This is a genomic window from Dyella humi (assembly GCF_044904605.1).
GTDB classification, from domain to species: domain Bacteria; phylum Pseudomonadota; class Gammaproteobacteria; order Xanthomonadales; family Rhodanobacteraceae; genus Dyella_B; species Dyella_B humi.
The window spans coordinates 915,783-937,907 of record NZ_JADIKI010000023.1 but is presented as its reverse complement, the minus strand read 5'-3'; the positions used below and the strand labels follow the sequence as shown (position 1 = coordinate 937,907).

Annotated in this window: 20 protein-coding genes and 1 pseudogene; 11 read left to right on the top strand and 10 right to left on the bottom strand. The window is 62.0% G+C overall.

What is annotated here, in order from left to right:
* Nucleotides 1-87: 87 nt before the first annotated feature.
* Nucleotides 88-834 (top strand): FAD-binding oxidoreductase, encoded by a 747-nt coding sequence (locus ISP18_RS15465; protein ID WP_380013840.1) that lies wholly within the window; start codon nt 88-90, stop codon nt 832-834.
* Nucleotides 835-1,238: 404 nt separating this feature from the next.
* Here the strand turns inward: ISP18_RS15465 and ISP18_RS15460 are convergent, their stop codons facing one another.
* From ISP18_RS15460 to ISP18_RS15440, 5 genes are all read right to left on the bottom strand, one after another.
* Nucleotides 1,239-1,436 carry a hypothetical protein gene (locus ISP18_RS15460; RefSeq protein ID WP_380013837.1) on the bottom strand — a complete coding sequence of 66 codons (198 nt, stop codon included), beginning with the start codon at nt 1,434-1,436 and terminating at the stop codon, nt 1,239-1,241.
* Nucleotides 1,437-1,749: 313 nt separating this feature from the next.
* A complete protein-coding gene (locus tag ISP18_RS15455) occupies nt 1,750-2,937 on the bottom strand; it encodes a fimbrial protein (protein ID WP_380013834.1) in 1,188 nt (395 codons plus the stop codon).
* Nucleotides 2,934-5,684 carry a fimbria/pilus outer membrane usher protein gene (locus ISP18_RS15450; RefSeq protein WP_380013831.1) on the bottom strand — a complete coding sequence of 917 codons (2,751 nt, stop codon included), beginning with the start codon at nt 5,682-5,684 and terminating at the stop codon, nt 2,934-2,936. Before ISP18_RS15450 ends, ISP18_RS15455 begins: the two co-directional genes overlap by 4 nt.
* 38 nt (nt 5,685-5,722) lie before the next feature.
* Nucleotides 5,723-6,466 carry a fimbrial biogenesis chaperone gene (locus ISP18_RS15445; protein WP_380013828.1) on the bottom strand — a complete coding sequence of 248 codons (744 nt, stop codon included), beginning with the start codon at nt 6,464-6,466 and terminating at the stop codon, nt 5,723-5,725.
* Nucleotides 6,467-6,557: 91 nt separating this feature from the next.
* Nucleotides 6,558-7,118 (bottom strand): fimbrial protein, encoded by a 561-nt coding sequence (locus ISP18_RS15440; RefSeq protein WP_380013825.1) that lies wholly within the window; start codon nt 7,116-7,118, stop codon nt 6,558-6,560.
* A 497-nt stretch (nt 7,119-7,615) separates the two neighbouring features.
* Between ISP18_RS15440 and ISP18_RS15435 the strand changes: the two genes are divergently transcribed.
* Genes ISP18_RS15435 through ISP18_RS15415 form a run of 5 tightly spaced genes read left to right on the top strand, consistent with a single transcriptional unit; the run spans nt 7,616 to nt 11,956 of the window.
* Nucleotides 7,616-8,218 carry a hypothetical protein gene (locus ISP18_RS15435; protein WP_380013822.1) on the top strand — a complete coding sequence of 201 codons (603 nt, stop codon included), beginning with the start codon at nt 7,616-7,618 and terminating at the stop codon, nt 8,216-8,218.
* Nucleotides 8,219-8,264: 46 nt separating this feature from the next.
* The gene (locus tag ISP18_RS15430; protein ID WP_380013819.1) at nt 8,265-8,462 is read left to right on the top strand and encodes a helix-turn-helix transcriptional regulator; all 198 of its coding nucleotides are present in this window, start codon (nt 8,265-8,267) and stop codon (nt 8,460-8,462) included.
* Between the two features lie 7 nt (nt 8,463-8,469).
* Nucleotides 8,470-10,053: an alpha/beta fold hydrolase gene (locus ISP18_RS15425; protein ID WP_380013816.1), complete on the top strand. Its 1,584-nt coding sequence runs from the start codon at nt 8,470-8,472 to the stop codon at nt 10,051-10,053.
* Entirely contained in the window at nt 10,050-10,784 is a 735-nt protein-coding gene (locus tag ISP18_RS15420; protein ID WP_380013813.1) for an ABC transporter ATP-binding protein, read from the top strand. The genes ISP18_RS15425 and ISP18_RS15420 overlap by 4 nt, the downstream gene beginning before the upstream one ends.
* Nucleotides 10,781-11,956 (top strand): ABC transporter permease, encoded by a 1,176-nt coding sequence (locus ISP18_RS15415; RefSeq protein ID WP_380013810.1) that lies wholly within the window; start codon nt 10,781-10,783, stop codon nt 11,954-11,956. The genes ISP18_RS15420 and ISP18_RS15415 overlap by 4 nt, the downstream gene beginning before the upstream one ends.
* Before the next feature lie 7 nt (nt 11,957-11,963).
* Here ISP18_RS15415 and ISP18_RS15410 read toward each other — a convergent pair whose 3' ends face one another.
* Both ISP18_RS15410 and hemH read right to left on the bottom strand, forming a co-directional pair.
* Nucleotides 11,964-12,854 (bottom strand): alpha/beta fold hydrolase, encoded by an 891-nt coding sequence (locus tag ISP18_RS15410; RefSeq protein WP_380013807.1) that lies wholly within the window; start codon nt 12,852-12,854, stop codon nt 11,964-11,966.
* Nucleotides 12,851-13,906, bottom strand: coding sequence for a ferrochelatase (hemH, locus tag ISP18_RS15405; RefSeq protein WP_380013804.1), 1,056 nt, complete (start codon nt 13,904-13,906; stop codon nt 12,851-12,853). Before hemH ends, ISP18_RS15410 begins: the two co-directional genes overlap by 4 nt.
* Before the next feature lie 120 nt (nt 13,907-14,026).
* On the opposite strand from hemH, the pseudogene ISP18_RS15400 reads away from it, so the two are divergent.
* The 5 genes and pseudogenes from ISP18_RS15400 to ISP18_RS15380 form a co-directional block, all read left to right on the top strand.
* Nucleotides 14,027-14,701, top strand: a pseudogene (locus ISP18_RS15400) (lipid-binding SYLF domain-containing protein); the annotation flags it as partial.
* 65 nt (nt 14,702-14,766) lie between these two features.
* A complete protein-coding gene (gene tatA, locus ISP18_RS15395; protein WP_380013798.1) occupies nt 14,767-15,015 on the top strand; it encodes a Sec-independent protein translocase subunit TatA in 249 nt (82 codons plus the stop codon).
* Between the two features lie 16 nt (nt 15,016-15,031).
* Nucleotides 15,032-15,391, top strand: a complete 360-nt coding sequence (tatB, locus tag ISP18_RS15390) for a Sec-independent protein translocase protein TatB (protein ID WP_380013795.1) — start codon at nt 15,032-15,034, stop codon at nt 15,389-15,391.
* Nucleotides 15,392-15,643: 252 nt separating this feature from the next.
* Nucleotides 15,644-16,408 carry a twin-arginine translocase subunit TatC gene (tatC, locus tag ISP18_RS15385; RefSeq protein WP_380013792.1) on the top strand — a complete coding sequence of 255 codons (765 nt, stop codon included), beginning with the start codon at nt 15,644-15,646 and terminating at the stop codon, nt 16,406-16,408.
* Nucleotides 16,405-17,613, top strand: coding sequence for a class I SAM-dependent methyltransferase (locus ISP18_RS15380; RefSeq protein ID WP_380013789.1), 1,209 nt, complete (start codon nt 16,405-16,407; stop codon nt 17,611-17,613). Before tatC ends, ISP18_RS15380 begins: the two co-directional genes overlap by 4 nt.
* Before the next feature lie 53 nt (nt 17,614-17,666).
* Here ISP18_RS15380 and ISP18_RS15375 read toward each other — a convergent pair whose 3' ends face one another.
* The 3 genes from ISP18_RS15375 to ISP18_RS15365 form a co-directional block, all read right to left on the bottom strand.
* Nucleotides 17,667-18,890, bottom strand: a complete 1,224-nt coding sequence (locus ISP18_RS15375; RefSeq protein WP_380013787.1) for a multifunctional CCA addition/repair protein — start codon at nt 18,888-18,890, stop codon at nt 17,667-17,669.
* Nucleotides 18,891-18,913: 23 nt separating this feature from the next.
* Nucleotides 18,914-19,864 carry a complex I NDUFA9 subunit family protein gene (locus ISP18_RS15370; RefSeq protein ID WP_380013784.1) on the bottom strand — a complete coding sequence of 317 codons (951 nt, stop codon included), beginning with the start codon at nt 19,862-19,864 and terminating at the stop codon, nt 18,914-18,916.
* 139 nt (nt 19,865-20,003) lie between these two features.
* A complete protein-coding gene (locus ISP18_RS15365; RefSeq protein WP_380013781.1) occupies nt 20,004-22,097 on the bottom strand; it encodes a transglycosylase SLT domain-containing protein in 2,094 nt (697 codons plus the stop codon).
* Nucleotides 22,098-22,125: the final 28 nt, after the last annotated feature.

Below are 22,125 nucleotides of genomic sequence, written 5' to 3'. Positions count from 1 at the left end.
TAGGGGCTAAGCCACTTATTATAGCGGGCCTTGTCCCGACGACCCGTTCGGCCGGGCGTACTGACTGTTTCCCTCTGGATATCCTGCATGGCCGAACACTTCACCCTGCGCCTCGCCGACAGCCACATGCTTGCGCCCGCCGTGCGCCATCTGGCCTTCGAGCGCGCTGACGGACAGCCGCTTGCCTTCATTCCCGGCCAGTTTCTGCAGATTCACTTCCATTACGACGACGGCACGGCGACCAAACGCAGCTATTCCATCGCCACCGTGGGTGACGGGCATTCGCCGGTGCAGCGCATCGAGATCGCAGTGAGCTACGTGGATGGCGGCGCGGCCACCAAGCTACTGAGCGGCTTGAACATCGGCGACACCATCGAAGCGAGCGGCCCCTATGGCCGCTTCTGCCTGCAGGACACCGACATGCATCCGCGCTACCTGCTGCTTGCCACCGGCACGGGCGTCACGCCGTATCGCGCCATGCTGCCAGCGTTCGAAAAGCTGCTGGCGAAGGGCGATCGCGAAGTCGTGCTGCTGTATGGTGCGCGCAACGAGACCGAGCTGCTCTACGGCGAGGAATTCGAAGTATTCGCGAAGACGCATCCGGGCTTTTCGTTCCATGGCTGTCTCAGCCGTCAGCCGCGCGCTGTGCCGCGGCCCAACGATCGCCCGGGGCATGTGCAGAGCGTGCTGACCGAACTGCAACCTTCTGCTGGCCGGGATATCGCCTACTTGTGCGGAAATCCCAACATGGTCGATGCGGGCTTCAATGCGCTGAAGGAATTCGGGCTGCCGGTGCCGCAGATCCGTCGCGAGAAATACATCTCCTCGCGTTGATCATCGTCGTACAAAAAATTTCACACTGAGACTCAAGTGCGTCGGGTTCTCGCCGATACAACCAGTGCGAGGGTGCACAGCACTGCGCAAACGTCATAGCCCTGACGTTTCGGCCCCTAAGGCGTCATCTGCCAAACCGTCCCGCTGCCCTCGGGACGGCGAAGCATTGCGCCATCGGCCAGATTCCACCGCGACGGATTGCCAGCGCTCCATCCATGGTTCGCCCATCCGTTCAACTGCTTGTTTCACAAGGAATTCACGCAACCTATACATTTGCAGCCATGAAGCATCCACGCAGGCTTTTTGACGGCCGAAACCTATCATTAGTGTGATGCACTTGGCATTTCCGTGACATGCACCGGCGGAGGCTCTTAAGCGCCGGTGCACCGCTGCCGATGGTGCCTTCAGGTGCGCGCAGATGCGCGTGTACCGGTGGAGGGCAGCATCATGCGTGGTCTGCGTTGGTTCGTCTTGGCGAGTTGTTCAGTCGCGATGGTGTTCGCGTCATCTGCCGTGAGGGCAGGTGGTGGCGGAACGATCGAAGGCGGAACAATCACATTTGTCGGTGCCGTAGTGGAGCCGACGTGCAGTGTTGCGGTCATGCCTGTCGACCTGAATCTGGTAGTCAGCGCTGCCCAGATGCATCAATCGCTTCAACGAAGCTGTTCTGACACCACGGCGACAAGCGCAACGGCGAATGCGTCCCGGCCTTACGATGTAGATGTCGTGCGTCTGTCCGACTCGGAGCCCGACCGGGTGCTCAACTATTTCGCCAACTATGTCCGCGCTGCCCAACCCAGCTCGGCGAATCCGGTGCTGGTAACGCAGACCTATGAGTGATGCCGAGCATTTATCGGTACGCGGTGAGGAAAACTTGAGCGTTAATGCACGCTCAGCAAATAGCCACCCGACTATTTACTGATAGGACATCGTAAATGTGGCGGTACCGCAAACTTGACCTGCGCCAATCGGCGAACCGGTTGCGTAGTATTGGGCGTAGTAGGTGAGGTTGAGCGTGCCGTTGGGCGAATTGCCGACCGATTGCGCGGTATTGAATGTCACGGCCTGCCGATTGCTTTGCAGCAGTTGAATGCCGACATTCGACGCTGGCGAGCCGGCAGAGCAAGATGCAGACGGCATGATCACGCCGGTTGCCGTGCCAGGGTTGGCCGTACTCATGGTCATGTAGAGCGCCCAGCCTGAAGGGCAGGTGTACTGGATGTTGAAAGCCTTCTGGCCAGCCACGGAGCCGGTCGTTGGCAATGCGTTGCTGACTATCGTTGGCAATGCGACGCTGAGATTGCTTGAGCCTGCGACGACATTGCAGGTGCTCATGGATACGGTTATCGCATTTAACGTCACCGTGGAGAAGGAAACGGAGGCGCTGCTGTACGTCGTTGTCGAGCCATTTCCCGGAGGATTGGGGGGTACAAAATCGGAATCGAAAAGCTGCAGCAGTTGGATGCTGCTTATCGTGCCGGGACTCACCGGGCCGGTTTTGACCAGCTGAGCGGTAAATTTGGCTGTGATAGGGTTTGGACTGCAACTTCCGGGATTGTTGCGTGTTCCACCCGCCGAAGTGCAGTCACTGGTTTGTATTGCCCATCCGGTTGTGCCATTAGGGCCGTTGCTGCCGCTGCTCGCCTGGGTAGGTGTCGCAGTGAGCAACACATCAATGCCCGGCACATTGGTCTGGAACATAATGCCGCTTCCGCTTGGAGAGGCATTCGTCGAGTCGATGGCTGCCAGTTGGCCAGCCAGTACCGTGAAATCATCGTAATAGTTTGGCGTTAACGCAAAGGCGGTATAGCAATCGACGTTTACCGTTACGGACGCGGCACTGCCAATCAGTCCGTTGGCCGTGCCCGGCGCAATGCTGATGGTAGACGGTAGACTAATGGCTGCGCTGGTCGTTGATGCGCTGCATGCGGGGGCTTGGCCGCCTGCGACCTGAGCGGCTAAGACCTGAGCATGTACGGTTTTGCCGCCCGATGCAGTCTTGATGATAAACGCAGAGCAGATCGTGGGTGACAACAGGCCAACGGCTAGCAATAGTGCGGCGACTCGTCTTGTGAGAGGCGAGGCAAATACGGCGTATTTCATGTGCCATCCCTCAAAACAAATGCGTCGGCGCCGGGTTTTGTGCATGTGACGCTCATCTGTTCGTAGCCCACCGTCGTTTGTTTGTGCTTGGCTTTGGGCTCGAGTCGATAATCGAACGAGCACGACTGTACCGCCCCATTATCGTCCTGCCAGCGCGCGGTCAGCCGGCCAGACTGATCGACACCGCGCAGCAGAATCTGTCCCGCTTGACCCACCACACCCAGCGAGAATCCTTTCTCATTGAACACTTCGGCTCCGAATGGCAACGCTTGGCCGTCTTTGAGGCGCGCGCTTACGATGAGCGTGCGACCATTTTCGGTCTTGAATTTCAGCATGACCACCGCGCCAGCATAGGGTACGACTTGCGCGCTGGTGGCATCGAGCTGCACGTCCAGCGGCAATCCTTTGGGATCAATCTGGATGGTATTGAGCTGGTAAGGCGTCAGATATGGCACCACCGCATAGCCGAAGTGGTCGACGCGTGCGCCGGGGGCGTTGGCCAGGTGCGCACCAGCGGCGTTCGGCAAATACACGATGCCGACCGTGTCGCCGAGCGGCTGACCGAACGTGACGCCGCCCGGATGCGCGATGACGGAGCCGCTCATGTTCACCGATGCCTGCGAATAGCCGCTACCGTTGCCATAGCTCGCATTGAACACCGCGTATGGACTGCGGTAGCCGACGTTCACCGAGCCGGCGTTGCCACTACCACTGCTGCTGTGCGTCGCTGCGGCGCTGTAATTGAACTGGCTATCGCTGCCTAGCGTGCCGTTGAGCATCGCTTGCGCCTGCGAGCCAGTTTGCTGGTCATGGCTGAAGTTCAGCGTAAAGGTCGGCGAGTGCGTGTTGCGACCCAGCGGCAACGTGAAGCTCACGAAGTACTCGTTGTCGTAGCGGCCCAATGCGTCCACCGAACGTGTCGCGGAGATGCTATAGGTGAGCTGGCGGAAGTGGTTGTTGTAGCCGACCTGAAATTGCGTGTCGTTGCCGTGCCGGTTCCAGTAGTCGCTGGCAGACACGTTGGCATAGATCGAACCGCCATTGCGTCCCAGCGGCTGATTGAGCGAGAGCGTGAAATTGCTGCGCTGCCGTTCTACGCCTGTAGCGGAAATAATCGGATTGGTCGTGAACGCACTTCCAGTGAGCGCTGCTTGCTGGGCGGGCGTCAATACACTCTGTACGGGCACGCCATCGATCGTCTGTACGACAGGCTGCGAGACGATATTGAAGGCATTGATGCCCTGGCGCGCGTAATCGCGGGCCTGTTCGGCCTGGGTCAGGCTGAGAAAACCGCCGGTGGAATAGCGATAGGTGGCGACTGACAGGGTCGTCTGTGTCGACGGAATGATTTTGCTATAGGTCAAACGCACACTCTGGCCCGACTGCGTTGAATAACCCGGGATATGGGCGTTGGCCTGAGTGACATCCATCGCGAATGCGCCATAGCGCGTATTGATCGCGGCGCCTGCAAGCAGCGCACCGTAACCTTGCGAGCCCGCTATGCCCGCATATCCCGTCAGGAGGTTGTTGAAGCCGTGCTGGACGGTGGCCTGAACCACGGCGGGCTTGTGCTGGATCGTTGCGTCGCGCAGTTCGCCGACGGCGATGTCGAAGCGCGTGATGCCGGGACGCAATAGCTGCGCCACTGAGGCATACGGTACGGTGAAGGTACTCACATGACCGTCAGCTTCCGTAATCGTCACCTGCAGGCCGCCGCCATAGCCGGTCGGGTAGAGGTCGTTGAGAGTGAACGGACCGGGCGACACGGTGGTTTCGTAGATCACTACGCCGTTCTGCCGCACGGTGATCTTGGCATTGGTCTGCGCGACGCCGCGCACCACAGGAGCATAGCCCTGCAACGACTGCGGCAGCATGCGATCGTCGGTACCTAGCTGTACGCCGCGGATGCCGTAACTGTCGAAGACGGCGCCATCCGTAAAGCTGTCGCCGATCGTCAGCTTCGCGCGCAGCGAAGACAGGTCGCGCTGTACGTAGGTATCGATGTTTTGCCACTGGCGGCGGGACGGCGCACCGGCAGCTCCCGATTGCCAGTTGACGGTGGCGTCTTCGCGGAAATGCCATGGGCCGAGATTGAGACCGCTGTTCAGTCCCAAATACGAGCTGGTCTGCGTCTGGCCCTGGCTGCTGCTTCGGTAGTTGTTGAAGTTGTAGTTCAGCAGTGCGGCTGGTACACCGGCATCCCAGTACTCGGGGTTGATGTAGCCACGCGCCACTTGACCTAGGTAGGCCTGCGGTACGCTGACATCGACGCGCAGCTGCGTCATGTCAAATGTGACGGTCGCTCCTTGGATCAAGCTGCCCATGCTCACGCAGGCTTTCGGGTCGCTCAAGCTTGCAACGGTCTCAGCGGGCAGCTTCGTCGGGTGCAAGCCCAATTGATCGAGCAACCTGCGGTCGACGCACGCTACGGCGCTGACATTCGGGGAAGGAGCCGCGAAACGTACGTCGCTGCGGCCTACCCAGACATTATTGAGGTAGATGTCCGCGCTGTAGCTGCCTGGAAGTACGGGGTTGCCGTGTTCGAAGCGGGACAGGTCCGTGGTGTTCTGTCCAGCGCCAGCCAACAGGCTGCGGTCGAAGTCGGCGTAACCGCCGCTGGCGCTGGCATCCGCGCCGTTGGCAGCAGCGGATGCTTCGGGCGATGCGGCGGCGGGAGCTGCGGAAGCGCTCGTCCAACCGCTCAGTGCAGCAGCAATTCCCGCGCAAAGCAAAATCTGGCGACACACACCATGTTTAGGCGCATGAAATGTGTGCCGACGATGCGTCACGGCGAGACATTGCCCTTGAAGGAGGCAGTCGCGCCGTAATCGTTGACGATGTCATAGGCGACGGACGTACCCGCTGCTGGCACCGTCGTCAGTTCCTTTACCTTGAGGCGCAGCGAGCCGAGCGGGTCGACCATGCCAGTGTCGGCGCTGTAGGACTTGCCGCCGACATTCAGGGACAACTTGACGATGGTGACGTGGTAGGGCGTGGGATTGCGCACTTCCAGTGAGTAGCCCTGGCCATCTGCGACAGCCTTCCAGGTCACTTGTCCGGGTGCCGTCTGAGCATCGCCAGGCAGATGCTCAGGACGGTAGAAAAGCTTCAGCCGCGAGCGGAGCGCGAACTGCAACAGGTTCTTGCCAGCCGCTTCTTCCGCGCTGGGCTTTGGGGGTATTTCCAGTACGTTGAGCCAGAACAACGACTCACGATCGCTGGGCAACTGCGCAGGCGTGGAAATGATGCGCAGGCTCTGATCCTTGTGCGCCTCCATGCGAAATAGCGGAGGCGTGATCAGAAACGGCACACTGACCTTGTCCGGCGTGGACTTGGGATCGCCATTGTCGATCCATGCTTCGACCAGCGCCGGATGGGCGTTGTCGTTGGTCAGCCGTACAGTGACTTCGCCATCCCGCGCCGGAAACACCACGCGTGTCCCTGCGATCAGAACGCTGGCATTCGCAGCACCCGTGAAAAGGCACATAGTCAGCAGGCCCACGCGGACAGCGCGGATGAGGGTATTCATGGATGGACTCTCGGGGATCAGCGAACGGCGGAGCGTGCAGGAACTACGCTGCGGCAGAAATTGCCCTGCCGCAGCGCGCCTGTTCCGCGACTTATTGATACAGGGTCGTGTACGTCACGGTCGTGTTCACCAGGCCCGCGGTAGCGGCGGCCGTGGCGTAGTACTGAGCCTGATAGCTCAACGTAACGCCGCCACTGGAGAGGGTTCCCACCGGCGAGTTGGCATTGGTGTTGAGATTGATGGCCGTGCCGGTGCCGCTGAGCAACTGCACTTCGACATTGCCGGCGACAGTCTGAGGAGACGTAGCGGTAGCGATGTTCTTGAGGTTGCCGTCGGCAGCATTGATGTTGTTGCCGCCGAATTGTTCCTGCACGCTGGTGAGGTTCGGATCGCAGCCACTCACTTTGATGGTGAACGGGGTGTTGCCGGCAACGTTGCCGGCCGAAGTCAGGGCGGTCGTGAAGACCACGGGCAACTGAACGGTGCTGCTGGCGCTGCCGCCATTGACACTGAACGTGCAGGTGTTGGCGACAACCTTGCCGGTGATGGTGATGGTGCCATCGGGGGTGGTGGCGGCGGCCACCGAGGTGGAGAACAGTGCTGCCGCACCGAATGTGGCGGCTAGGGCAGCAGACAGTACAATCTTTTTCATTGCGGATTCCCTGGTTTTAACGTGTAGGTGAGTTACTGATTTCGGTAAAGCGTTGCGATGGGCCGGGCGTTGCCCCGCCCCCTCACGGGCAGGCCCACGCCTTGCGCTAGCAACTCAGCAACATCCGGGCCAAAGCGTGATCCCTATCACATTGTCGGGGAAAGCCGATTAATTTCCTACACGTCGCCTACACGTTTCGAAAACATTCCCCTACTCCTGTCAGAAAAAAGTGTGAACTGCTTCTCGTGACAGGGCGCGGTGCCGTCAAAAAGTGACGTACAGGGTCAGCCGGATTACGTTATTTACCCGGACGAGCATGCTTTTTTGTCAAGCGCACTTGACATCGTTCGTGGCATTGCCTAGCCTCTATGTCAAGCACGCTTGACATGCGCAGGGTGTGGGCAGGGGAGAAATGGACCAGGATCCAGCTTGCATTGCCCAGGCTGGCCGCTTCCGGCGCCAAGCCTTTTTACGGGACACAGCTTGAGGCGAACGATATGTCGCGACTTTCCCAGAAGCAGTACGAATGGCGGGTGCTGGTGGCAATGGGGTTCTACACGGCCTGCATGCTGCTCGAATGGCCACTGGTGCGTACGGCGGCCAGTCTTCCGGTCAAATGTTTGCTGGCGCTCGTGCCAGTGGTGCCGGTGGTCTACGTGATCGCCTTGTTGGCGCGACGCATCCGCGCCAGCGATGAGCTCGAGCAGCAGACGCACCTGATCGGATTGGGCATTGCGACGGCGGTTGTGGGAGTGCTTAGCCTGATTGGCGGATTCTTGAGCACCGCCAATGTCCTGAAGCTGGATGGTTCGATCCTGATCTGGGTTTTTCCTGGACTCATGCTTTGTTACGGCGTGGCACGCTGGCGGGTGGCCCGTCGCTACGGTGGAGGCATGTTCTGCGAAAGCGATTCCGCCTTGGCAAAACATGCCAGCTTCATCATTGCCGGCGGCGTTCTCTTGCTGGCAGCCTGGCTCTGCCGGTCCACGCTGGATGCGTTGCGTCTGGGATTTTTATGCGGCACGGGAGCCGGGCTGCTTGGGCTGGGTGTGGTGTTGGCCATTGCGCAGCGTCGGCGTCGCGGGCAGGTCGGCGAATGAGTCGGATACAAAGCGGCGAGTGCCTCATGCGAACGCTGCGAGCGTCATGAACAATCTGGTACGTGAATTGCGCGGCGAACGCGGCTGGTCGCAAGCCGAGCTCGCCCAGCAACTGGATGTATCGCGGCAAACCATCAACGCCATCGAGACTGGGAAATACGATCCCAGTCTGCCGCTGGCATTCAAGATCGCGCGCCTGTTCGGCATGCCGATCGAAATGATCTTTGTGCCCGAAGAGGAGTGAGGGAGACATGGCCTTGAAGGCAAGAACCGTTTTTCGCATAGCGATCGCAGTAGCGGTAGTGGGTGTGCTGGCTTATCAGCATTGGCATCGTGCGGAGCCGCCGGCCGCGGTGACGGAAGCGGCGGATGTTGCGCCGATCAACGCACGCACCGAAACCAAGGAACCGTCGCAACCCGCGCGCACGTGGCAACGCGGGTCGCTCACGTTCAAGTCGTGCGAGCTTGGGCGTCCGGGCAGCGGTGCCAGGGCGCAGGCGTGGTGCACCACCTTCGAGGTGCCGGAAAACCGCGACGATCCGCATAGCCGCCGCATCGGCCTGAAACTGGCGATTGCGCGCAGCGATGCGCAGGTGCCCGAGCCGGATATGCCGGTTCTGCTTGCAGGCGGTCCCGGCGAGGCGGCCACCGAAGCATGGGTGCTCGAAGCGCCCGCTTTCGCTGAGGTGCGCAAGCATCACGACGTGCTGCTGCTGGACCAGCGCGGCACCGGCAGTTCGAATCCGTTGAGCTGCAAGAGCGCGGAGGAGGCTTCCGACGAAAACGCGCTCACGGTGGACCTGGACAAGGTACGCAAGAGTGTCGCCGCGTGCCTGCAAGAGGTGAAGCAGAAGGCCGATCCGCGCTACTACACCACCACCATCGCCGTGCAGGATCTGGAAGATGTGCGCAAGGCGCTGGGTTCGCCGCCATTGGACCTCGTCGGCGTGTCTTACGGCACGCGCATGGCGCAGCAATACTTGAAGCATTATCCCGATAGCGTGCGCAGCGTCGTGCTCGATTCGGTGGTGCCGAACCAGGTCGTGCTGGGCCAGGATTTCGCCGTCAATCTCGATGACGCACTCAAGAAGGATTTCGCCAGCTGCGCAGTCGTGGCCACCTGCAAGCAACGCTTCGGCGATTCGATGCAGACGCTGTATCAGCTTCGCGATGCCTTGCGCGCGAATCCTCACACGGTGAGCTTTCGCGATCCGGAAACCTACGAAACTGTGGTGCGCCCCTTGAGCGAATTCTCACTCGTCAGCGTGGTGCGCATGTTTGCGTATCAACCGGAAACGGCCGCGTTGCTGCCGCTGTCGATCAACGCTGCTGCGCATGGCGACGTCGGTCCGCTGCTGGGTCAGGCAAAGATTCTGAGTGGCGACCTCAGCGGCGACATGAATAATGGGATGTCGATGAGTGTGATCTGCAGCGAAGATGCCGATTTGCTGCAGCCGCGGCCGCAGGATCAGAACACCATGCTGGGCAATCATCTGGTCGACGCGATTAAGGCGCAATGCGATGTGTGGCCGCGCGGCACGCGCCCCGACGATTTCCACGCGCCACTGAAGAGCGACAAGCCAGTCCTCATGCTTTCCGGCGAACTGGATCCGGTTACGCCGCCGCGTTACGGCGAACAGATCCTGCCGGGCCTGGCGCATGCACGGCAGCTCGTCTTCAAGGGGCAGGGCCACTCGCTGCTCGGTCGTGGCTGCATGCCGCAGCTGCTGGGCAAGTTCATCGACAAACCCGATCCCGCGCAGCTCGACGCACGCTGCCTGGACAAACTGGGTTCAACGCCCGCGTTCGTTGATTTCAACGGAGCCTCGCCATGATCGAAGTGAAGGATCTGCACAAGCATTTCGGTGACGTTAAAGCCGTGGATGGCGTGAGCTTCATGGCGCGCGACGGCGAGATCACCGGTCTGCTCGGCCCGAACGGCGCCGGCAAGACCACCACCTTGCGCATGCTCTACACGCTGATGCGGCCGGATCGCGGACAGGTGTTGGTGGATGGCATCGACGTGGCCAGCGATGCGCAGGCTGTACGCCGCCAGCTTGGTGTGCTGCCTGATGCGCGAGGTCTCTACAAACGCCTTACAGCGCGCGAAAACATCGACTATTTCGCACGACTGCAAGGCATGGATGAAGCACTTATCCGCACGCGACGCGAGCAACTGATCAAGGCGCTGGACATGGCCGATATCGCGAACCGGCGTACCGAAGGCTTTTCGCAAGGCCAGCGTGTGAAGACAGCCATTGCGCGTGCGCTGGTGCACGATCCGAAAAACGTGATCCTGGACGAACCCACCAACGGCCTGGACGTGATGGCCACACGCAGCATGCGCCATTTCATGCGCCAGTTGAAGGAAGAAGGGCGTTGCGTGCTGTTTTCCAGCCACATCATGCAGGAGGTGGCGGCATTGTGCGATCGCATCGTGGTCATCGCGCATGGCCGCGTGGTGGCGGATGAGACGCCCGATGCGCTGCGCGCACAAACCGGCGAGGCCAATCTGGAGGATGCCTTCGTGAAGATCATCGGCAGCGAAGAGGGGCTGGCGGCATGAAAACTACGCTGACTGTCTTCTTCAAAGAAGTGAAGGAAAACCTGCGCGACCGTCGTACTCTCACGAGCGCGCTGCTCTTTGGCCCGTTGATTGGTCCGATCTTCTTCGTGATGATCATGAACGTCGTGATCACGCGTGAATTGAACAAGGCCGACCAGCCGATCAAGGTGCCGGTGATCGGTGCGCAATACGCACCCAACATGATCGATGCGCTCAAGCAGCAAGGGTTGGTGCCGCAGCCGGCCATGACCGATCCGGAAGTGGCCGTACGCAATCAGGATGCCGACGTGGTGCTGCGTATTCCGCAGAATTTCGGCAAATCCTGGCGCAAGGGCGAGACCTCGCAAGTGGAACTCATCTACGATTCGTCGCAGCGCGACACGGGCAGTTCAGTGGATCGTCTGCGGAGGATGCTCGAAACATACGGCCGGCATCAGGGCGCCATGCGCCTGGTGGCGCGTGGCCTTTCGCCAGCGATGATGGCGCCCGTCTCCGTGGATGAGCGCGATCAATCCACACCGCAGTCGCGTGCCGGGCAACTGTTCGCCATCATGCCGTACTTCTTCGTGCTGACGATTTTCATGGGCGGCATGTATCTGGCGATCGACCTCACCGCAGGCGAGCGCGAGCGGCAGTCGCTGGAGCCGCTGTTCGCCAATCCCGTGCCGCGCTGGAAAATTCTGCTGGGCAAGCTCGGGGCAATCTGCGTGTTTTCGTTGGCCAGCCTGTTGATCTCTGTCATCGCCTTTGGCGTATGTGGCAAATTCGTGCCTACCGAGCGGCTTGGCATGATGATCAATCTCGGGCCGTCTTTCGCTATGCAGGTGCTGCTGATCATGCTGCCGCTGGTCATGCTGCTGGCTTCCTTGCAAACGCTGGTGGCGGCGTTTGCGAAAAGCTATCGCGAAGCGCAAACCTATTTGTCGATCTTGATGATGGTGCCGGCATTGCCGTCGGTACTGTTGAGCGTGATGCCGGTGAAGGTCGTGAACTGGATGTATTACGTGCCGCTGCTTAGCCAACAAGTAGGCATTACGCAGTTGCTGCGCGGTGAGCAGCTCACGGCTGTCCAGATCTCCCACTGCGTGGTAACGGGCTTGGTAGTGGCCTTGTTCGCGACCTTGGTCACGGCGTGGGTGTATCGCTCCGAGCGCCTGGCTATTTCGGCCTGATACGTATCTATCTTTCACGCTGACCCTCTCCCCGCGGGGAGAGGGAATCGAAAAGCCACGCTGACACCGCATCCGGATGCTCAAGGTGCAGATGATGCCCGCCATCCATATGCGTCACGGCGATACGCGGTACTTGCCGCGCACGCACTTCCATCATCGCGCTGGGCAAGTACGGCGTGACAGGCTTGGACAGCAATAACGTGGTGGGAGCCTCGATGCCGGCGATCAACGCCATGATCTGGCTTTCGGCCAGGCGTACGGCGCTGGGTCGCGTCAGGCGCGGATCGCTGCGCCAGCGATAGCCGCCCTCGGCCTCGGCGAGTCCGCGCTCCACGATCGGCCGTGCCAGATCTGCGCGCAAGCCGCTGGCCACCGTGCGTGCGCTGACGGCTTGCGCCACGTTCTGGAACACGCGCAGCGATTTGCCGCTGGCTGCCGGCGCGGCATAAGCATCACGAAAGCGCTGCAAGGTGTTGGAGCCGTCATCGCCTAGCGGACCGAGTCCTTCTATCAGAAAGAGACGGTCGATGCGTTGTGGCGTGGCCGCGGCCGCTAGCGAAGCAATACCTGCGCCCAGCGAATGGCCCAGCAAGGTATAGCGTTCCAGGCCCAGCGCATCGGCGGCACTCAGTACAGCGCTCACATAATCGACGTAGTGATAGCTGATGCCGGCCGGCAAATGGCTGGAGCGCCCATGTCCAGGCAACTCTAGTGCTATGACGCGGAATCGCTTGGCAAGCCTGGGTGCGAGGAAGGCGAAACTGCCGGCGTTGTCCAGCCAGCCGTGCAACGCTAACAGCGGTGGTGCATCGGCTTCGCCCCAGATCTGCGCGGTGAGCGAAAGGTGATGGGACAAGGCGATGCGTTGCTCGACAGGCGCATTTGCGTACTCGCTCATCGTGCCTCGCTCGATGAGAATTCGGGCCATCCCTGAGTGTGCCGCAGCACCAGTGCGGCGAGGCTGGACACTTGTTCGTCGCTGTCGTTGAGCGCGGGGATGTAACGCAGCGTTTCGCCGCCGGCCGCGATGAAGAACTCGCTGTTCTGCATCGCGATTTCCTCCAGCGTTTCCAGGCAATCCACGGCGAAACCCGGACAGGCGACATCCAGTCGCTTGATGCCTTCGCGTGCGAGGCGTTTTACCGTTTCATCGGTATACGGCTGCAGCCAGGGTTCGCGCCCCACGCGCGACTGGAAGCTTACGGCGAGCCGCGATTCGTCCAGGCCAAGCCGCTCGCGCAGCAAGCGGGCCGTGGCGTGGCACTGATGGAAATACGGATCGCCGGCATCTACGTAACGCTGCGGAATGCCATGGAACGACAGCAGCAGCTTGTCGCCACGGCCGTGTTGCGCCCACCAATGTTTGATGGATGAGGCCAGCGCTTCGATATGTCCTGGGTCATCGTGGTAGTCGTTGACGATGCGCAATCCCGGCGGCCAGCGCAGTTGCTTGAGCGTGTCGGCGACCGCATCGATCACTGAGCCGGTGGACGTGCCCGAGTATTGCGGATACAGCGGCAGCACCAGCAGGCGACGCACGCCTTCGCGCTGCATCTGCTCGATCTGCGTGCGCACCGACGGCTTGCCATAGCGCATGGCAAGCGCTACGCGGATCGGTCCTCCCGCGACATGGCGCAACTGATTCTGCAAAGCGACGGTGAGCTTTTCCGAACCTGTCCGCAGCGGCGAGCCTTGCGCTGTCCAGACTCGCGCATAGGCGTGCGCCGAACGCGCCGGCCGGATGCGCAGGATGACGCCATGCAAGATCAGCCACCACAGCCAGCGCGGATATTCGATGACGCGTGGATCGCCCAAAAATTCCGCCAGGTAGGGCCGCAGCGCGCGCGCTGTGGGTGCTTCGGGTGTGCCAAGGTTCACAAGTAATACGCCAACCTGGGTAGGCTGGTCGTAGGATGGTCCGGCGAGGCCGGTATAGTGGCTGCGTGGCATCGAAAGCGAAGGTGGCTGGGTAGCCGATCCAGTCTGCCATAAGCGCTTCGCCTGAAGCCGGTATCATCGCCCGATCACGCTTGAGTCATCAGAAATCCGGAGCTGACTATGTTCAAAGCATTGCGTCGCCTGTCGTTGGTTGCCCTTGCGTTGCTGTTGCCTATGGCCGCCGCACATGCCGCGGACGATACCCCGGAGCAACGCGCGCAGAATGCCGTGCGTGTGCTCAACGAGATCGAGCAGGCGCCGGACAAATCCATTCCCACCGATCTGCTGCGGGATGCGCGGGCAATCGCCGTGATTCCCGACGTGCTCAAGGTCGGCTTCGTGTTCGGCGGGCGTCGCGGCGAGGGCCTGATCGCGGTGAAGAATCCGGACGGTACCTGGTCCAACCCCAGCTTCATCTCCTTCGGCGGCGGCAGCGTGGGCTTCCAGATCGGCGTCTCCAAGACCGACGTGATCCTGGTGTTCCGCACCCAGCGCGGCGTGGATAACATCGTCAACGGCAAGTTCACGATCGGCGCGGACGCCTCCGCGGCGGCGGGACCGGTGGGGCGCACCGCGTCGGCTGCGACTGACCAGCAGCTGAAGGCGGAGATCTATTCCTATTCCCGCGCCCGGGGCCTGTTCGCGGGTGTAGCGTTGGACGGCTCGGTGATCAAGATCGACAACGACGCCAATGCGGCCGTCTACGGCTCCGGCGTCACCCCGCGGCGCATCTTCGAAGGCGGTGTGAGCAACGTTCCAGCGGCGGTTGTGCGCTTCCGCGACTCCCTGGAGGAGTACACTGCACGCTGATACGGAAGCCGGCGCCCGCATCCTCGCGGGCGCAGACGGCAAGATTCCGCAACGAGGTTCTCATGGGTCTGGACAGCATTTGGCATTGGGCGATCTTGCTCGTCATCATTCTGCTGGTGTTCGGCACCGGCAAGCTGACGCGGGTCGGCTCCGATCTCGGTAACGCCGTGCGTGGCTTCAAGAAAGCCATGCAGGGCGACGAGGACGAGGAAAAGCGCAAGGCGCAGGAGAAGGAGAAGCTGCAGGCCGATCCGCCGCTCGGCACCGGCAGCTCAACCAGTCAGCAGCGCGATTCCAGCGAATCGAAGTAAGCGCGTAGGTATCCCCATGATCGAGATCAGCCTCGGCAAGCTGCTGTTGCTGGCGCTGATTGCGCTGATCGTACTCGGCCCCGAAAAGTTGCCGCATGCCGCACGCACGGCCGGCGCCCTGGTGCGTCGTCTGCGCTCGGGCTGGGAGAGCGTGCGAGCCGAAGTCGAGCGCGAGCTGGAAATCGAAGAACTCAAGCGCACCGCACGCGAAGCGGCAGCGCGCGCCGAAGCCATGCAGGCCGAGATGAATAAGACCGCCCGCGAGACGCGCGAGCAGGTCGCCGCCACTGCTACCGAAGTGCGCGACGGCATCGCTCATGTGCAGCAGGAACTCGCCGAGGCTGATGCAACGAAGGACACGCCGCATGGCAACTGAGAGCCTGGATTTATATTCCAAGTACCCCGCGTTGCGCCTGAGTGGTCGTCAGGTGGTAGCGCGTGGTGCAGCGCTAGACTGGCCGTCTGGTCAAGCCGCGCGCTGCCGCATGGCGGCCACTCAGGCGCAACCCGTAGGGCCGGGTCTGTTTGCCCGCAATCCTGCGTCCTCGCTCGGTTACGTATCGACATACGCGCCCTCGCTCCTCCTTGGCTTGCGCGCAAACAGCTCCCGGCGCGGGGTACTTGGAATATGAATCCAGGCTCAGAGCCAGAATTGGATCTGCAGCAAGGCCTGTTCTCGCACTTGCTCGAACTTCGCACGCGACTGATCAAGGCTATTCTTGCACTGGTCGTGGTGCTGGCGGCGCTGGTTCCCTTCGCCAATCGCTTGTACTCATGGTTGGCTGCGCCGCTGGTCTCGCGCCTGCCCGAAGGTGCGCACCTGATTGCCACCGAAGTCGCCAGCCCTTTCATCACGCCGCTGAAGCTCGTGTTCTACGCAGCTCTGTTCATCACCATGCCTGTGACCCTGTACCAACTGTGGGCGTTCGTGAGCCCGGGTTTGTACAAGCATGAGAAGCGCCTGGCACGGCCGCTGCTGGTCGCGACGCTGGTGCTCTTCTACATCGGCTGCGCGTTCGCTTACTTTCTGGTGCTACCGGCTGCCTTCCGTTTTCTCACCGCCGTCACGCCGCAGGGCGTGGAGATGATGACCGACATCACGCATTACCTGGATTTCGTAATGCTGATGTTCTTCGCCTTCGGACTGTGCTTCGAGGTACCAGTGGCGGTCGTGGTATTGGCAGCCGTCGGCGTGGTCGATCTGGACAAGCTGCGCAAGGGCAGGCGCTACGCGGTTGTCGGCGCGTTTGCCATTGCGGCCGTGGTCACGCCGCCCGATATCACCTCGATGATCATGCTGGCCATTCCGATGTGCCTGCTTTACGAAGTCGGCATACTTGCGGTGCGTTGGCTGTTGAAGCCGAATGCCGCGGACGCGCCTTCGCATCCATGACGAATTTCTCCAAGACTTCCCGCTTGCCCGAGCCGGCCGCCGATGAGCTCGCTCATTCCGAGCGACTGCTGCGGCACCTGCGCGAAACCATCGCCGCGCACGGGCCCATTCCGTTCTCGCAGTACATGGAGCGTTGCCTGTACGCACCTGGCCTCGGCTACTACAGCGCCGGCAAGACCAAGTTCGGTGAAGCCGGCGACTTCGTCACCGCGCCGGAGCTCGGCGAACTGTTTGCGCGCTGCGTGGTGCACGCTGTGCAGCCGGTGCTGGCCATGCTGGGCAGCGAGGCGGATTTCCTGGAGCTCGGCGGCGGCAGCGGTGCGTTTGCCGAAGCCGCGCTGCTTGCCCTTGCCGAAAACGGTGTACTACCGCGTCGCTATCTGATTCTGGAACCCAGCGCCGACCTGCGCGAGCGCCAGCGCGAGCGGCTTGCCGTGGCGCTGGCGCCGCACGTCATGGCGCGTGTCGCGTGGATCGATCGTCCGCCCGAGGAAAACTGGCGCGGCATCCTGTTCGCCAATGAAGTCATCGATGCTCTGCCCACCACGCGTTTCGTGATGCGGCATGGCGAAGTCTACGAAGAACACGTTGCACTCGATGGCGACGCGCGTCTGCTGCGTGTCGATCGTCCCGCCGACGCCTTGGTGACCGGCGCGGTACGGCATGTCGAACGCGATCTCGGACGGGATTTCGAGGACGGCTATCGCTCGGAAATTCTCCCGCAACTACCGTATTGGATGCAGGCCGTCGCGGGTTCGCTCGAAGCCGGCCTGATGCTATTCATCGATTACGGCTACGTGCGTCGCGAGTTCTATCTGCCCGAACGCCAGGACGGCACGCTAATGGCGCACTACCGCCACCGCGCGCACAACGACCCCTTTTACCTGCCGGGCCTCAACGACCTCACCGCCTCCGTCGACTTCACCGCACTCGCCGAGGCCGGCAACAGCGCCGGCTTCGGCGTCGCCGCATATCTCTCCCAAGCCCAATTCCTGATCGCTGCCGGTTTACAGGCCGTCTTCGAACACGCCTATGAGCAGGCCACCGATGACGTCACCCGCTACCAGCTAGCTCAGCAGGTGAAAAAGCTCACTTTGCCGGATCAGATGGGCGAGCGTTTCCAGGCGATGTTGTTGGCGAGAGGGCTTGCGGCGTTGCCATTGCTAGCTGATCTGCTGGCGGCGGATCAGGGTGCACGTTTGTAATTTCATTCGGTAGGGTAGTTAGCGCGGGTACGTCTCGTAACAGACGCTGCAAGTCATGTTGCTTTCAAATCTGCGATCGCCTGCACGCGCGCTTTGTCCATCTCGGCTCCGATCGCCGGCCCTTGCAACCCTTGCGCTACGAACGGAGCAGAAGTGACCGACGCAGCGGTATCGCGCGCATGGCGTAAGAATGCTGCCTGCGGATAATCATCTTGCTCATGGCCGAGTCTTCCGCGCTTGTCGGCCATGCAGGCGGTGAGGAAGATTTGCAGGCGTTCGGGACGGCGTAGGGCATCGAGGGCCGTTAGTAATTTCAATACCGTGGCGGGTTTGAGTTCGAATGCGCGATGGCAATTGAGGTGTTCGCGGCACACCAGTTCGGCGAGTTCGGCGTATTCGGTGGGGACTTTCAGGCGTGCGGTCAGGGCGTGCAAAGGTTTTACTCCGCGATGTTCGTGACCGATGTGGCGCGGCAGTTCGTCCTTCGGTGTGAGCGCTTTGCCGAGATCGTGTGTGAGCGCGCAGAAGCCAACCAGGTCGCTGCCGGGTGCCAGCTTGGCGGCTGCGTCGAGCACCATTTCCAAGTGGATGCCGGTGTCGATTTCGGGATGGAATTCGGCGCGCTGCGGCATGCCGTACAAGGCATCGATTTCCGGGAACAGCACGGCCAGCGCGCCGGCTTCGCGCAGTACGCGCAAAAAGGCCGAGGGCTGTGCTTCGCTGAGCGCCTTGCGTGTTTCAGCCCATACGCGTTCGGGGACGAGGTGATCGACCTCGCCGTCGCGCACCATTTGCTGCAGCAAGGCCATGGTCTCGTCGGCGACGGTGAAACCGAGCGGCGCGAAGCGTGCGGTGAAGCGTGCTACGCGCAACAGGCGAACGGGGTCTTCCACAAAGGCGGGCGAAACGTGGCGCAGCAGGCGTTGCTCGATATCACGCGCGCCGCCGTAGGGATCGACCAGTGTGCCTTCTTCGTCTTCGGCGATCGCGTTGATGGTGAGGTCGCGGCGTGCGAGGTCCTGCTCCAGCGTCACCTCGGGATCGGCGTGGAAGGCGAAGCCGTGGTAGCCGCGACCGGTCTTGCGTTCGGTGCGTGCGAGGGCATATTCCTCGCTGGTTTGCGGATGCAGGAATACCGGGAAATCCTTGCCGACCGGCCGGTAGCCGAGCGCCAGCATGTCTTCCGGCTGTGCGCCGACCACCACGTGGTCGTGGTCGATCACGGCGCGCCCCAGCAATTTGTCACGGACCGCGCCGCCGACCAGGTAAGTACGCATGCCCTATTGTGCCATGGCGGCTTCTACGCTCCGCGGTGACGGAAGGCCTGTCGTGCAAGGTCCAGCCGATGCTGCCGTGGCATGCCGCGAAGCACATGCGGCAAGGACGCCATGAACGGCTGCGGCACGATGTTGAGCGCCGCGTAGCCGTTCACGCTGCCAACCGAATCGGTGCCGAGCGAAAGAAAATTGTCTAGCGAAAACGGTTTGCCGGGCAGCATGCCGGCGACCAGCGCTTGTAGGCGGCCCAGGCTGTCGGGCAGCGGGATGATTGGCGTGCGCGAGCCGGCGGCATCGCGGATCGCGTGCACGATATCGCCCAGCGTAAGCACTTCTGGGCCATACAGTTCGAAACTGCGGCGTGAGGAAAGCTTGTCATCGGCCACACAGCGTGCGATGGCTTCGGCGACGTCACCCACGTATGTCGGTGCCATGCGCGAGCTTGCGCGCGCGAGCGGAAGCGCCGGCATTTTTCGCAGCAGACCAGCGAAACGCGTGACGAGACCATCGCCGGGTCCGAAGATCACGCTCGGCTCGTAGATCGTCCACTTCAGTGGCGACGTCTTCACCAGCGTTTCGGCTTCACCGCGCGTTTTCAGGTATTGCGACTGACCTTGCCCGGCTTTGAGCGAACTCATTTGATGTAGCCGCTTCACGCCGGTGGTCTTGCAGATGTCGATCAGGCGCCTCGCTATCTCCACGTGCGCACGTTGGAATGTATGGCGGCCGCCGGCATTGAGAATGCCGATGAGGTTGATCACGGTATCGGCGCCGTCGCAATGGCGCCGCAGTACGGCATCGTCGTACACATCCGCGCTGCGAATGGAAACATCGGGCAGCACGGCCAGCGTGCGATGCAGTTCGCGATTGCGTGACAGCAGGATGATGCGATGCCCGTCGGCGGCAAGGCGAGGCACCAGATAGCTCCCTACGAAACCGGTTGCGCCGAGCATTACGATGCGTTGCGTAGTCATGGCGAAAATCCTCCTGGCGATGCGACAAGCCAGCGCCCGCTCCCTGCGGGAGTGGGTCGGGGTGAGGGGTCACCTTGCGATGATCTTACTCGTTGCCGGTAGAAGTGATGCGTTGCCGATCCGTCATCGCGTGCGAGCGTCAGTGCACCTTGTCACTAGTGGGTGCACTGGCTTTCGACGCCGCAGTGGATGCCGCTGCCGCGGGTGGCGGAGCGGACGACGCAGCAGCCACACTCGGCGCCGGGCAAGTGAGATCTTTGCGTGTGCTCGGCGGATCCGGGCGGTTGTAGAGCTGACCGATGGGTGCCATGCGGGTGGAAATCGGTGCGGCCGTGCCGTGCAGGCGCCAGTCGTAGATCACGCTGTAATACATCACGCGCGCCACGTATTCGCGGGTTTCCTTGAAGGGCATGGTGGCGACGAACAGATCGGGCGGTAGCTTGCTGCGTGCGTCGACCCATTGGTTCACCCGCGCGGCGCCGGCGTTGTAGGCGGCGCTGGCCAGCCAGGCTGAGCCGCTGAAGCGGTCCTGCATCTGCGCGAGATAGCGCGTACCCAGCTCGATGTTGATGGCCGGATCGTACAGGCTGTCCCCGCCGCTCCATGCAAGACCGTTGCGGCGCGCCACGTCGGCGGCGGTGCTGGGCACCAACTGCATGAGTCCGCGGGCGTCGGCGCCGGATTGCGCATCGCTCATCCATGCGCTCTCCACGCGCAGAATGCCGTACGCCCAGGAAGGATCGATGCCGGCCTGCTGGGCCTGCGGCACCAGGCCGTCCTGGCTGGCGAGCGGGAAGCGCAGCGGGTAGTAACGCAGTGCATCGCCCTTGTTGAAGGCGAACACGGCACGGTCGTACCAGCCGCGTTCGTCGGCGAGGATCACCGCCTGCCGGATCGTTTGCGCATCGGCATTGGCCAGCGCCAGGGTCCACTCGCGACGCGCCTGCTTGGGCATACCCACGGCGAAGAGCTCGAAGGCGCGGCGGATGCCGGGTATCGCCAGCACGGACTGCTGCGCTTGCGCATCGGCGGCGGGTTGCGTGCTGCACAGCACGTACGGCGCGCCTTGGCGGTCGGCCGCCAGGTAACCGAAGTAGCTCGATTGCTCGGCCACGGCGGCATACACGTGTTGCGCCTCATCGCTACGGCCTAGTTCGCTCAACGCGCGCGCGCGGAAATATTGCCATTCATCATCTTGCTGCTGTGTCGGGGGCATGGCAGCGATGGCGTCCAGCACGGCCTGCCAGTTCTTTTCCGCCAGCGCTACGCGCACGCGCCAATCACGGCTGGCCGGCGTCTGCGCGGAGGCAGGCAGGTTGACCAGTCGCGCCAGCGCGTCGGCGTCGAAGTCGGTGGCATGGAAGAGCGCCAGCGCATTCAAGACACGGTCGCGTTGTTCGGCCGAGAAATGGAAGCGGCCTTGCAGCGTCTGCCAGGCGGTGTCGGCTGTGCCAGATTGACGCCGCGCCAGGCGCACCAGCGCCAGCGTGGCGGCTTCGCGCGCGCGCGCGGTGTCGGGCCATTGCTTGGCGGCCATCGTTGCCGTGGCGGGTTCGTTGAGGGCCAGGGCCAGATTTTTCGCCGCCTGTGCGTCCTCTGGCGGCAACCACTTCGCCATGCCGGAAACCGTGCCAGCCTTGCCGGCGTCGACTGCCGCGTCGATGCGCGACCAGATGCGTGCGGGCGTCAACAATCCTTGATCGTAAGCGGCCTGCAGCACCGGATCACACGCCGAGGGCAGCGCAGGCGCGGCCCACAGCGTGGCCAGATCGCGATTGAAATCCAGCTTGGCGTTGCCCGCGAGTTGCGCCTGCAGCGCGTAGCAGCTCAGCGCATCGCCGAGGTCCGGCTGGTACATCGCGACGAAATCGGTCCAGTCCTGGCGCTGCGCCAGCTCCTGCAGGAAGTCGCGGCGCAGGTCGTTGGCCGGGATCAGGCCGGGATACTCGCGCAGATAGGCCTCCACCGTGGCGCGATCCGTCTGTTGCAGATCGTGTTCCAGCGAGGCCGCCTGCAGATAGGGGTACAGCGGATAGTTCTGGAGGCCCTCCGCGAGCGGTCGCCAGCTGTCGCCGCCCTGGCTGGCCGTGGCGTAGGCTTGCTTGAACGCGGCGCGTTGCGCTTCGAGCGAAGCGTTATCCGACGATTGCGCGGCAACCGTACCAGCCAGCATCCCGCCGGCGATGACGGTCAACAGATAGCGGCCGAGACGCGATACGGCTGGCAACGCCATAGGAACTCCAGATCCTGCGGATAATCCT